The sequence below is a fragment of the Devosia sp. YIM 151766 genome, from assembly GCF_030285925.1.
Lineage (GTDB): Bacteria > Pseudomonadota > Alphaproteobacteria > Rhizobiales > Devosiaceae > Devosia.
Genome location: NZ_CP127251.1, coordinates 2,754,890 through 2,767,500, shown reverse-complemented (window position 1 = coordinate 2,767,500; position 12,611 = coordinate 2,754,890). Strand labels below are relative to the sequence as shown.

Sequence of the window (12,611 nt, the reverse complement as noted above, 5' to 3'; positions counted from 1 at the left end):
CTCAGGATGAGGTCGGCGGGAGATGGTGCCTATTCGATGGACTCGGACTGGTTCCCCATATTTCCCGCCTTCATCGCCGAAACCGCCCATGAGCCGGTCACTCTCCCTGAACCCTCCGAGACCTCATGGTGAGCTTGTCGAACCACGAGGTCGTGGGCCCGGATTTGCCGACCTCGCCCTTCGACAGGCTCAGGATGAGGTCTATGGGGATTCGGTCTGAAACGAGCATTGTTGGACCAAAGCCGCCGGCCTGATCCATATCTGCCCCACCGGTCCGTGCCGGCGCTGCGGCATCTCCATGCAACCGCATCATCACGAGCGGGGTTGACCTGATCCGGCCAGGGGGCATCCTGTGGCCGATGGTTCCAACGCGATGAGATCGATGCGCTTTCTATTCCTGTTGCTCGCCGCCCTGTTGTTCCTCGCGCCCGCCCAGGCGCAGCAAGCGGCCAGCGAGCCGGCGCCGGCCGAGGAGCTGATCCGCATCCTGGAAGACGATAATGCCCGCGCCGATCTGATCGAGCGGCTGCGCCAGGCGGCGCCGGAGGCGGTCGACGACGCCGCCGCCGAACCGGCCGCGCCGCAGCTGAGCATTGCGCGGCAATTGGCCGAATATACCCGCAGCGTGGCCGAAGGGGCCTCGGCGACCATGGGCTCTTTCGGCAAGGCGCTGGGCAATTTTCAGGACGTGTTCACTGGCGGGCTCAATGCCGATGGCGAAGTGCTGCGCAATCTGGCGATCAATATCAGCATCGTCATTGCCGGCCTGTTCGGCTCCTTCTTCGTGCTGCGCCTGGCGACCCATGCGCTCACCCGCCGCATCGCCGCCGATGCCCAGGGCAAGGGCGGGATGCGCTGGCTGGGCGCGCTGCTGCTGGTCGGATTGATCGACGCCGCCAGCATCGTTATCGCCTGGGGACTGGGCTATGTGCTGGCGCTCAATACCGGGGTCAATCCCAGCGGCCAGATGGGCATCAACCAGTCGCTGCTGCTCAATGCCTTTCTCGTGGTCGAAGCCGGCAAGCTGGTTTTCCGCCTGGCCCTGGCGCCGCGCCTGCCATCGCTGCGGCCGCTGCCGGTAAGCGATGAAAGCGCCGCCTATTGGTCCTTCTGGACGGCCCGGCTGATTTCGCTGGTCGGCTATGCCTTCCTGTTCGTGACGCCCATGCTCAATGGCGTGGTCTCGCGGGCCGCCGGCAGCGCCGTGCAGGTGCTGGCCATGGCCACCGCCATCACCATTGCCATCATCATCGTGCTGCAAAGCAAGAACGATGTCCGCACCTGGCTGGCCGGGATTTCCGCACGGCGCAATAATGACGGCATCGGTCGGGCGCTGACGGCTCTGGGGCAGCATTGGCATGTGCTGGCCATTGCCTACCTGCTCACCCTGCTGGTGGTGTGGTTCGCCAATCCGGAAACGGCGCTGCCCTTCATGCTGGGCGCGAGCCTGCAATCGCTGATCGCCATTGCCGTGGGCGCCTTGATCGTCGCCTTTATCGGCCGCTTCGTCAGCGCCGGGCTGACCCTGCCCGACGATGTGCGGCAGCGGCTGCCGCTTCTGGAAACGCGGCTGCGCGCCTTCGTGCCCGGCGTCATGGCAGTGGTGCGCTGGGTGGTGATTTTCGGGGTGCTGGTGGCTATTGGACAGGCCTGGGCGCTGTTCGACTTCGCCGGCTGGCTCAGCAGCGAGGAAGGCCTGCTCGTGGCCGGTTCCGTCGTTTCGGCGGCGCTGATCCTGCTCGTGGCCATCGTGCTGCATGTGGTGGTGGCCTCGTGGATCGAATATCGGCTCAGCCCCAAAGTGGGGCGCGTTGCCACCGCGCGCGAAAAGACCCTGCTCAATCTGTTCAAGAATGCCTTCACCGTCGCTTTGGCCATTTTCGCGCTGATGCTGGCACTGGCGCAGATCGGGGTGAATATCGCCCCTCTGATCGCCGGCGCCGGCGTGGTCGGCCTTGCCATCGGTTTCGGCGCGCAGAAGCTGGTGCAGGACATCATTACCGGCATTTTCATCCAGTTCGAAAACGTGATGAATGAGGGGGACGTGGTCGAAGCGGCGGGCCGCTCCGGCACGGTGGAAAAACTGACGATCCGCTCGGTCACCATCCGCGACATGAGCGGCACCATCCACCTGATCCCGTTTTCCTCGGTGGATCAGGTCTCCAATATGGTGCGGGGCTTCTCCTTCTATGTCGCCGATGTGGAAGTGGCCTATGACAATGACATCGAGGCAGTGAAACAGGCGATGCGCGACGCTTTCGAGGTGGTGATGCAGAGCGAGCACAAGACTGTCATTCTCGACGATCTCGATCCGCCGGTGCTGGTGGCCTTCACCCAGACCTCGATGAAGCTGCGCGCCCGCATCAAGACGCTGGCCGGCCAGCAATGGGGAGCGGGGCGGCTCTATTCCGAAACCGTCTGGCGGCTGTTCGCCGAACGGCACATCCGCAAGCCAACGCCGCGCGTCTCCTACGTGCCGGGCCTGCCGGCACCGTGGAATGCGGATGAAGGCGGCGATTGAGCACCATGATTGCCGGCACCTTCACCGGCCGCTGGCGCCTTCCTCCGAGTGGTGACAAGTCCCAGCGCTTCCGGAGGCGGCAGCTTGCTTTGGCGACAGGGGGCGGCGGTTCCTGCGCCTCCCTCCCCCTTGAGGGGAGGGATTGAGGGTGGGGGTGCCGGCGCGGGGGCGAGGCTACCGCTGTGGGACAACTTGGTTCGAAGTGTCCGCTATTAAACACCCCCAAGGGGATGACACCGGGAAACCATATCGGCGCCCCAACGCTTTCGTGATCGTGAACGAGGCCAGCCAAGCTTTGCCTTAAGGCGATCTTAATTGAAGCGGTTAAAATAGAGATACGCGCTGTGGGGGCGGCGGCGTCCACCATGTCGGCATGCGGGCCGGCATGACGTGACTTAGTCTTTGCGTATCACGAGGCCGAAATGTCCCTTTCGTTCAACGTCCCCGTCGCCTTATCCCGGCTGGCCCTTGCCGCGTCCCTGACGCTGGCATCCATTGTCGCCGTCCAGGCCAGCACCGCGGATTTCGTGCGCGGGCTCTGGCCCGAGGCCGAGCGGGCCGGCGTCAGCCGCCAGGCTTTCGAGGCGGCCTTTGCCAGCTATAGCCCCATTCCGCAGGTGATCGAGCTGACGCGCTCGCAGCCGGAATTCTCCCAGACGGTGCAGCAATATATCGACAAGCGCGTCACCAGCGCCCAGGCCAATAAGGGCAGGGCGATGCGGGCAGAATGGGCGCAGACCCTGGCCGGGGCGCAGCAGCGCTATGGGGTGCAGCCGGAAATCGTGCTGGCCATCTGGGGCATGGAAACCAATTTCGGCGGTTTCATGGGCGGCAATAATACTATCCACGCCCTGGCGACGCTGACGCAGAATGGCTATCGCGCCGATTTCTTCCGCAATGAGCTGGTGACGGCTTTGCGCATCATCACCGATGGGCATGTCAGCCCCAATGCCATGGTCGGCTCCTGGGCCGGGGCCATGGGCCATACCCAGTTCATGCCATCGAGCTTCATGCGCTATGCCGTCGATTATAACGGCGATGGCAAGAAGGATATCTGGAATTCGGTGCCCGACGCCCTTGGCTCCACCGCCAATTACCTCAAGAGCTTCGGCTGGCGGCCGGGCGAGACCTGGGGCTATGAGGTCAAGCTGCCGCAAAACTTCGACTTTGCCGGCGCCCGGCAATTGGACAAGGCGCCGCTCAGCCAATGGCAGCGCCTCGGCATCACTCGCGTCTCCGGCCGCGACTTCCCCCGCGCCGGCGACATGGCCCGGCTCTATCTGCCCGCGGGGGCCGCGGGGCCGGCTTTCCTGCTGCTGCCCAATTTCGATGTGATCAAGCGCTACAATAATTCCGACAGCTACGCGCTGGCCGTGGGTCATCTGGCCGACCGCATCATCGGCGGCGGCGATTTCGCCACGCCCTGGCCGGCCGGCGATTATTCCTTGACCAAGGCGCAGCGGGCCGAGGCGCAGACCCTGCTCAATCGCGCCGGTTACGATGCGGGATCCCCCGATGGGGTGGTCGGACCGAGGACGCGGGCGGCGGTGATGAGCTATCAGCAGCGCGCTGGCCTGCCGGCTGACGGATATGTGTCCGGTTTGCTGCTCGAACGGCTGAAACGTTAGCGTCAACGTTAACAATCTGTTAGCGAACTCGGCGCAAAGTGACGGCGCTTAAGCAGAGGGCAGGCAAGCGACCGCGAGCGGCGCGCCTGCCCTCGCCCATTGCGGCGCCATAATCTCCCCGGTTTGTTCCGCTATTCCCCCAGCCAGATTCAGCCATAGATTTTGCTCATCATGCCCGCTCTGCCTCGCGCCCTGGCCGCGCTTCTTCTCCTGGTTTTCCTTGCTCCCGGCGCGGTTTCGGCCGCCTCGATCATGGACCCGTTCAATATTCCCCCCGCCATGGATGCCGGCACCGCCAAGGTGGGCGACGGCATCGCCTATGCCGATGGCCTGCGGCACAAGCTGGACATCTATGCCCCGGAACAAAGGGGCGCGCCGGCGCCGGTGGTCTTCTTCATCTATGGCGGCGGCTGGAGCCGGGGCGACCGGGCCGATTATCAGTTTGTTGGCAGGGCCTTAGCGGCGCGGGGCTTTGTCACCGTCATCGCCGATTACCGGCTGGTGCCGGAAGTGCACTATCCGGACTTTCTCGAGGACAGCGCCAAGGCGCTGCGCTGGGTGCAGGACAATATCGCCAATTATGGCGGCGACCCCAATCGCCTGTTCCTCTCCGGCCATTCCGCCGGCGCTTACAATGCCGTCATGCTGGCGCTCGACCCGTCGTTCAGGCAGGATTACGGCGTAACGGTTCCCATTCTCGCCGTTGCGGCGCTTTCGGGCCCTTATGACTTCTATCCCTTTGAATATAATGAAGTTCGCGACGCGTTCGGCAATGCTCCCAATCCGGAAGGCACCCAGCCGATCAATCTGATCACCGCCGATGCGCCGCCGATGTATCTGGCAACGGGCACCAGCGACCCGATTGTGCGCATGCAGAATACCAATCGCTTCGCCGATCGGCTCCGGGCCCAGGGCGTTTGGGTGACGACGCAATATTACGAGGGTTTCGGCCATATGGAGCCGGTGATCGCCATGGGGGCGCTGTGGCGCTGGCGCATGCCGGTACTCGACGATATGGTGTCGTTCTTCCAGCGTTTCGGGGCTTTCCCGAGCGGAGTGCCCTATGCCGCAGTGGTGCCAGAGGCGCCCGAAATGCTGCCCGATTCGGTGATGCCGACCGACGAGGTCATCCGCCAGATCAACGCCATGTTCCAGCCGATCGAGGAATAGGACTCCGCCCGGCGGAATCGCAATGGGTCCTAACTCTTTGATTAATTGGCATGACGCCCGAACCGTGGGTCCGGGCGTTTATCACTTCATTCGGCTTCGTCGGCCGGGGCGGAATTGAGCTGGCCGTATTTCTCCACCCCGATCTTGTCGAGCAATTCGAGCTGGGTTTCGAGAAAGTCGATATGGCCTTCCTCATCGGCGAGGAGTTCCTCGAACAGGTTCTTGGAGACATAATCGCCGAGTTGTTCGCAGAGTTCGCGGCTGGCCTTATAGGCGGCGCGGGCATCGTATTCGCCGGCAAGGTCGGCCTCGAGCACTTCCTTGATCGTCTGGCCAATGCGCAAGGGGGCGACGCGCTGCAGGTTGGGATGGCCTTCAAGGAAAATGATCCGCTCGATAAGCTTGTCGGCGTGGTGCATTTCCTCGATGGATTCGGCACGTTCCTTGGCGGCCAGGCGCTTATAGCCCCAATCGTCGAGGAGCCGGTAATGGACCCAATATTGGTTGACCGCGCCGAGCTCGAGGAACAGGGCCTCGTTAAGCCGCTCGATGACTTGTGCTTCGCCTTTCACGACGTACTCCAATCCGTTGCTTTTTGAGCTTTTCGAGCCCGGACTGGATGTTCACCAGCTCAGCGGGCTCATGGGCTTGCTGTGCGTGGTAATTTTCGGTGACGCGCACGATAATGTCCACCACATTCGGCACACATCCGGAGCATTTCGCGCGGCGGTTGAGTTCGGCATAGACTTTGGCGGGAACGACCAATTGCCACGGATCGGCCTGGAGCAGGTCGAGCACGATGTCCTCGATCTCGGACGAGGTGATCATATTGCACTGGCAGACAAGCATAACGGGGCCAAGAAAGAGGTCTCAACGGGCCGGAATAAACGCCCATCATTCATGAATGTCAACGTCATAAATTGTCGCGTCGGGGGACCTCGGCGTCGCGACGGCGGCGGGCGGCGATGACCGCCGCGGACGCGGCGGTGCGGTGGGCGGAGGAAAAGAATTCCCGATGGGCGATCACCAGCACGGTGATGAGGCAGACCGCCAGGCCGACCCATTCGGAAACGAACCAGGCGACGGTGGAAATGGAGAAATAATAGGCGCGAATGCCACTGTTGAAATTCTTGGCGCCCAGCGCGTTCATGCGCGCTATGGCCTCTATTTCCTCTTCGGTGGTGCCATCGCGATCGAGGGCGCCGAGCATGATGCAGAAATGGTTGAACTGGCGCAGCGACAGGGTGAAGGCGAAAAAGGCCAGCACGAACATGGCCAACATGACCGCCAGATGAATCTGCACGTCGAGTAGCGAATAGCTGCGATAGGCGGATAGCGAATCCAGCGCCGCCATCAGCGCCGGCAATTGCCCGAAAACCGCAAAGACGGCGAGGACGAGCAAAGCCGAGGTCGAGGCCATGAAGCTGACCGAGCCCATGATATTGCCGGACAGGATGGCGTCGAACGGGCTTTCGCGCCGCGCTGCATTGGCGACCCAGCGGCGGCGCTGCATGTTCATGATGACCGAGAGCGAAGCCCGCCGCTTCTCCACCTGCGGCACGACGATATTGTAGGCGAAATAGACCAGGAGCGGAAAGAGAGAGGCGAAGAGCGTGGTCATGCGCAGGCGTTCCGGTGGCAACGAATGGGTCCGACTATATCGCCGCCAGCGCCGTTGACTACAGGTTCAGATCGGGCGGGGCAGCCGGCGATGCACCGCATCGATATCGGCCAGGACCTCTGGGGACAGGGTCAGATCGACGGCGCCGAGTACCTGCTGCAATTGCGCAGTGCTGGTGGCGCCGATAATGGTGGCGGTTGTGAAAGGCCGGCTGCGGCAGAAGGCGATGGCCATCTGCACGGGGTCGAGACCATGGCGCGCCGCCACGTCATGGTATTGTTTGGCGGCTTCCTCGGAATATTCGTTGAGCCGCCAGAAGCCCTGCTGGTAATCCTTGCGGCTGCCCTTGGGCGTGGCGCCGTCGAAATATTTGCCGGTCAGCAAGCCGCCGGCCAGCGGCGAGTAAGCCAGGAGCCCCACCTGTTCGTGATGGCTCAGCTCGGCCAGGTCGTGATCGAACATGCGGCGCACGAGATTATATTCGTTCTGCACCGAGACCAGGCGCGGCAGGCCATGCTGCTCGGCGAGGCGCAGCCATTGGGTGATGCCCCAGGTGGTTTCATTGGAGACGCCGACATGGCGAATCTTGCCCCCGCGCACGAGGTCGCCCAGCGTTTCCAGCATGTCGGCGAGATTGGCCAGAACATCGTCGGTGTCCTGCCGGCTGGGATCATAGGTCCAGTAATTCTCGAAATGATAATGACCGCGGCTGGCCCAGTGGATCTGGTAGAGATCGACATAATCGGTCTTGAGGCGCCTAAGGCTGGCCTCCAGCGCCTCGCGGATAGCGGCGCCGTCGGCACGCCTTCCGCCGCGCAGGAAACTGCTGCCGCCGCCGCCGATCTTGCTGGCCAGGATCCACTTGTCGCGGTCGTCATGGGTGGCGAACCAATTGCCGATGATCTCCTCGGTGCGGCCGCTGGTCGTGGGGCTGCCCGGCACGGCATAGAGTTCGGCCGTATCCATGAAATTGATGCCGGCATCGCGCGCCAGGGCGATCTGCGCATGGCCCTCGGCTTCGGTATTCTGGCTGCCCCAGGTCATGGTGCCGAGGCAGATATCGGTGACCTTGAGGTCCGAGCGACCGAGAGACTTGAATTGCATGCAGAAATTCCATTTGAGGCGGCAAGAAAAGCGGGCCGGACCCTAGACCAGCCGGGCCCGGCAGGGAAGGGCTCCAGCGGACTTTGCCGATGTTTCGTCGCCTCGATCTGCTATCTCTTCGCCAGACTGTCAAAAAACCTTCGCGGGGGGTTGAGGTCTGCCGCGTCACCCCCTATATAGCCCTCACACCCGGCGACAAGGCGGGTGTTTGACGCGGGATGGAGCAGCCCGGTAGCTCGTCAGGCTCATAACCTGAAGGTCGTAGGTTCAAATCCTACTCCCGCAACCAAAATTCCCCGCTTTATCAGTGGGTTACGGACAAGCCCCGGCTACGATGCCGGGGCTTTTCTTTTCAACTCAACACCACCTCAACATTTTGTCGCTCCATGAGGAAGGTGATTACGGCCGTGTTATTGCATTCGAGCTCGGCCTGAGATCTGACATTTGGTGCTGGACGCTGGCAGCTACCGCATGCGGACCAGATTGCGCATTTCGCCGCGGCAGACTGAGCAGCGCCAATGTCCGTTTGCGCCCCCGTGAGGCGCAAAGCCAACCGTGCGGATTAACTCGCCAAGAAGATTTGGTGCTTTGACGCCCAGCACCCGGGCTATGGCTTCGACCACATCAAGCGCGGGATTGCGCTTAGGACCGCTATCCTCCGAATTTTGACATGCCGGGCCATAATGCTACAAGCCCTGCAGGCCACCACGCGTTTCCCTCCCCGGTCGTGGCTTGGGGCATGAGCGTCTCCCTGAAAACATCGCTCTGTAAGAACATCGGAATTTGTTGGGAAAGGCGACACAAAGGACTTTTGACTTTTGACTAATACAAAAACGGCCCTGCTGGTCATCGATCTGCAGGAAGCCAATCGGCCAACAGGCGCTTGGCCGGTTTTCGACTACTCGGGGATCATTGATCGTTCAAAAACAGTGATCGAGGCGGCACGAGCGACAGGAATCCAAGTCATCTACACGCGCCATTGGCACGCTAAAGATGGATCTGACCTGCTCCGTTTCGAAGCGACCGGAGCCAATGGTGAGCCTACCCATTGCATCGAGGGTAGCGATTCAGCGCAAATCAGCCCCGAGGTCGCGGCCAAAGACGGCGACATCATCGTCGATAAGACCCGATATTCGGCATTCTTTGGCACTCGACTGGAAGCTGTGTTACAGCGCTTGGATATCGAGAACCTTATCGTCATCGGCGTCTGGACAGAAGCCTGTGTGGAAACCACGGTCAACGATGCGGTCTGGAAGGGCTATAAGGTCACGCTGGTAAAGGATGCCATGACGACCGCCACTCAGACGATGCACAAGTCTGCCGTTCTGAGCATGGCCAATTGGCTTTATGGCGGCGAGATCGTCACAGCCAAGCAGGCTGTCAGATCGATGAGGGGCGAAGCTTACGAGGGATGGACGTTTAAGGATCCCTCCCAGTTCCTTTTCGAAGCTGACACCATCGACCAACTTTACGAACAGATATAAGCGATCATCATGCACATCAATAGACGCGTTGGTGCCGTTGCTACAGCGGCGCTCCTCCTCAGTTCGTCTTACGGGCTGGCAGCAGAGATAAACCCCGCACGGGGAACCTGGGATTCTGGATGGTTTGACACCGAAGTCTATATCGCTGCATTGCGCGAACTGGGGCACTCGGTCAACGAACCCATAACGCTTGATGATGCTGTTCGATATCAGGCTCTCAGTCAACGGGACGCCGACTTTTCGGTGATGGAGTGGTTCCCACTGTTCAACGACCGCTTCGCAATGTTCGATAATCTCGAGATGGTCGGATATGTCATCCGGGGCGGCGCACTTGAAGGCTACCTGGTTGATAAGAAAACCGCCGATGAATACGGCATCACATCGCTAGCCGATTTTGCCGATCCCGAGATTTCGGCCCTCTTCGATCGCAACGGCGACGGCATTGCCGACATGGTAGCTTGTCCGCCGGGATGGGACTGCGGCCTTGTGATCGATCATCACATAACCGAGTTTGGTCTCGAAGAGCATATTGACCTTATCACTGCAGCTTATGACCCGGCGATGGCGGACGCCATAGCCGCTTACGAAGCTGGGGAGCCAATTCTTTTTTACACTTGGACGCCCAACTGGGTTCTCGGGGAACTGGTGCCCGATAAGGATGTGGTATGGCTCGAAGTTCCCTACTCATCTCTTCCTGAAGGACAATCAGAGTTCGAAGGCCACACGGCAATCGAAGGGGTCATTGGTTGTGCAAATGATCCTTGTGAAATGGGCTTTCCGGCCAACGACATCCGGCCAGTGGGCAATTCGGCATTCCTTGATGAAAATCCCGATGTCTACCGTCTCTTTGAAGTCATGGAGATACCGCTTGATGCGGTGGGCGAACAGAACGTTCGCATGAAGGAGGGTGAAAACAGCGCAGAAGACGTGCGCCGGCACGCCCAGGAATGGATTGCTGCTAATCGAGAGCTCTTCGACGGATGGATTGAAGAGGCTAAAGGCGCGCTTGAGCAGTAGTTCTGCAACAGCTCAGAACGAATGAGCTATGGCGGCTCCGGGGGTCACTCGGGGCCGTCGAGCGATGATTAGCATTGCTCCATATCCAGTGCCGGTTCGGAGTTGAGCACTCGCAAAAAACCAGAGATTGGCTCCATTGTTCCATGTACGGGCAAGACTCATCTAATCCCTTCTTGTGGCAGATGCGAAAGCACCGGCAGAAATCCATCCCACGCTTACATCATTCAGCAATCACAACTTGGCTGTGTCTGAGCCGTCCCGAACGCACCAAGGATTGCATATCAATCCATCATGGGAGCGGCAGAGGTCGACCCCATTCTTGCCGTTCGAGGACATCATTACCTAGCGTAAAAGCGGACGTTGCGAGCGATAAAGAGATCGCTCGCAACGTGGTCGGAAGCTAGTGTCCCAAGATCTTTTCCATCGCACCTGGCTGATCGTGTACGGCCAGCTTGTCCATGATGGTGGCACTGGCGTCGTTCATGCCGATTACCTCGACCACGGCACCGGCCCGCCGGAACTTGAGGACGGCCATATCGATGGCGTTGACGCCGGTCAGGTCCCATAGGTGCGCCGTGGTTAGGTCGAGGCGTACGGTGGACACCTTTTCCTCGAAGTCCATCGCGGCCAGGAAGTCCTCGGCGCTCGCGAAAAACAGCTGCCCTTCTACCCGGTAGGTGCGGACATCATCCTCTAGGGATGAAGTGACACGGAATATCTGGGAGACTTTCCAGGCGAAGAAAATGCCGGACAGCAGGACGCCGACCCCGACGCCGAGCGCCAGGTTATGGGTACCGACGACGGTCAAGACAGTCGCGAGCATGACGATGCTAGAGCGGCGGGGATGATGAACGAGATCGCGCAGCGACGACCAGCTGAAGGTGCCGATCGAGACCATAATCATGATCGCGACGAGCGCCGGCATCGGGATCAGGCCGACCCAGTCGCCCAGAACCAGCAGTATGAACAGCAGGATGGCACCTGCCGCGAAGGTGGACAGGCGCGTACGCCCACCGGACTTTACGTTGATGACCGACTGGCCGATCATGGCACAGCCGGCCATGCCGCCGAAGAAACCCGACGCGATGTTGGCGATGCCCTGGCCGATACTCTCGCGGTTCTTGTCGCTTCCGGTGTCGGTCATCTGGTCGACGATAGACGCAGTGAGCAAGCTTTCGAGCAGACCGACCGCCGCAACCGCGATGGAAGTCGGCAAGATGATCCACAACGTATCAAGGGTGAACGGGATGTTGGGCATTAACAGGGACGGCAAGGCATTGGGCAATTCGCCCAAGTCGCCGACGATGCGGGTGTCGAGGTTGAACACCATGGCTGCGACCGTCAGGGCCAGGATGCAGACCAGGGGTGACGGGATCACGCGGGTGACACGCGGGAACAGGTAAATGATCGCGAGACCTGCTGCGATCATGGCGTACGACTGCCAGGAGACGCCGATAATTTCCGGCAGCTGCGCCATGAAGATCAGGATGGCCAGCGCGTTGACAAAGCCGGTCATGACCGATCGGGATACGAACCGCATGATGTAACCGACGCGGGCAAACCCGGCTGCTATCTGGATGACGCCAGCCAGGATGGTGGTGGCGAGCAGGTATTCGACGCCATGCTCGCGGACCAGAGAGCCGAAGAGCACGGCGGTGGCAGCAGTGGCAGCCGAGATCATGGCCGGGCGACCGCCGGTGATGGCAATGACCATGGCGATTATGACGGAGGCGTAGAGCCCGACCCTGGGGTCGACCCCGGCGATGATGGAGAAGCCGATGGCTTCTGGGATGAGGGCAAGGGCGACGACGATACCGGCAAGGATGTCGCCACGAACGTTGGAGAGCCAGTTACGGCGAAAGTTTTCTATGAGTGTCATTGAGGTCCAGACGACAGGATGTTGCGGTCCGCTCGGAGCGGACGGGGACATGGTGCGTTTTTCTGGAGTGTCTGGCGGATTGGCGGCCAGAAGAGCCACCCGGGGTTTCACCGGGTCCATTTGAATAGTGGCTCAATCGCTCATTTTGCCGAGAAACGCAAGCGTCACCCACCGGGTCTGTCGCACA

General features: G+C 60.8%; 10 protein-coding genes, 1 tRNA gene and 1 other annotated feature. Of the genes, 6 read left to right on the top strand and 5 right to left on the bottom strand.

Annotated features, from left to right (window positions below; all coding sequences use genetic code 11):
• Positions 1 to 382 precede the first annotated feature (382 nt).
• From O9Z70_RS13625 to O9Z70_RS13615, 3 genes are all read left to right on the top strand, one after another.
• Positions 383 to 2,521, top strand: a complete 2,139-nt coding sequence (locus tag O9Z70_RS13625) for a mechanosensitive ion channel domain-containing protein (RefSeq protein WP_286019987.1) — start codon at positions 383 to 385, stop codon at positions 2,519 to 2,521.
• Positions 2,522 to 2,943: 422 nt separating this feature from the next.
• Positions 2,944 to 4,149 (top strand): lytic murein transglycosylase, encoded by a 1,206-nt coding sequence (locus O9Z70_RS13620; RefSeq protein WP_286019986.1) that lies wholly within the window; start codon positions 2,944 to 2,946, stop codon positions 4,147 to 4,149.
• A 171-nt stretch (positions 4,150 to 4,320) separates the two neighbouring features.
• On the top strand, positions 4,321 to 5,319 hold the full coding sequence (locus O9Z70_RS13615; RefSeq protein WP_286019985.1) for an alpha/beta hydrolase: 999 nt from the start codon (positions 4,321 to 4,323) through the stop codon (positions 5,317 to 5,319).
• A gap of 86 nt (positions 5,320 to 5,405) precedes the next feature.
• Here O9Z70_RS13615 and bfr read toward each other — a convergent pair whose 3' ends face one another.
• The 4 genes from bfr to O9Z70_RS13595 form a co-directional block, all read right to left on the bottom strand.
• Positions 5,406 to 5,891: a bacterioferritin gene (gene bfr / locus O9Z70_RS13610; protein WP_286019984.1), complete on the bottom strand. Its 486-nt coding sequence runs from the start codon at positions 5,889 to 5,891 to the stop codon at positions 5,406 to 5,408.
• Entirely contained in the window at positions 5,857 to 6,168 is a 312-nt protein-coding gene (locus tag O9Z70_RS13605) for a (2Fe-2S)-binding protein (protein ID WP_286019983.1), read from the bottom strand. Before O9Z70_RS13605 ends, bfr begins: the two co-directional genes overlap by 35 nt.
• Positions 6,169 to 6,232: 64 nt before the next feature.
• Complete coding sequence (locus O9Z70_RS13600) at positions 6,233 to 6,940, bottom strand: DUF599 domain-containing protein (protein WP_286019982.1); 708 nt, start codon at positions 6,938 to 6,940, stop codon at positions 6,233 to 6,235.
• A gap of 66 nt (positions 6,941 to 7,006) precedes the next feature.
• Entirely contained in the window at positions 7,007 to 8,044 is a 1,038-nt protein-coding gene (locus O9Z70_RS13595; protein WP_286019981.1) for an aldo/keto reductase, read from the bottom strand.
• 212 nt (positions 8,045 to 8,256) lie between these two features.
• On the opposite strand from O9Z70_RS13595, the gene O9Z70_RS13590 reads away from it, so the two are divergent.
• The 3 genes from O9Z70_RS13590 (at position 8,257) to proX (ending at position 10,545) form a co-directional block, all read left to right on the top strand.
• A tRNA-Met gene (locus O9Z70_RS13590) sits at positions 8,257 to 8,333 on the top strand.
• 529 nt (positions 8,334 to 8,862) lie between these two features.
• On the top strand, positions 8,863 to 9,528 hold the full coding sequence (locus O9Z70_RS13585) for a cysteine hydrolase family protein (RefSeq protein WP_286019980.1): 666 nt from the start codon (positions 8,863 to 8,865) through the stop codon (positions 9,526 to 9,528).
• 9 nt (positions 9,529 to 9,537) lie between these two features.
• Positions 9,538 to 10,545 carry a glycine betaine/L-proline ABC transporter substrate-binding protein ProX gene (gene proX / locus O9Z70_RS13580; RefSeq protein WP_286019979.1) on the top strand — a complete coding sequence of 336 codons (1,008 nt, stop codon included), beginning with the start codon at positions 9,538 to 9,540 and terminating at the stop codon, positions 10,543 to 10,545.
• 400 nt (positions 10,546 to 10,945) lie between these two features.
• Here proX and O9Z70_RS13575 read toward each other — a convergent pair whose 3' ends face one another.
• Positions 10,946 to 12,424, bottom strand: coding sequence for a SulP family inorganic anion transporter (locus tag O9Z70_RS13575; RefSeq protein ID WP_286019978.1), 1,479 nt, complete (start codon positions 12,422 to 12,424; stop codon positions 10,946 to 10,948).
• Positions 12,425 to 12,489: 65 nt separating this feature from the next.
• Positions 12,490 to 12,545 (bottom strand) — a sequence feature (sul1 is cis-regulatory element that is thought to sense ions involved in sulfur or methionine metabolism; They are found in Alphaproteobacteria).
• Between the last annotated feature and the right edge of the window lie 66 nt (positions 12,546 to 12,611).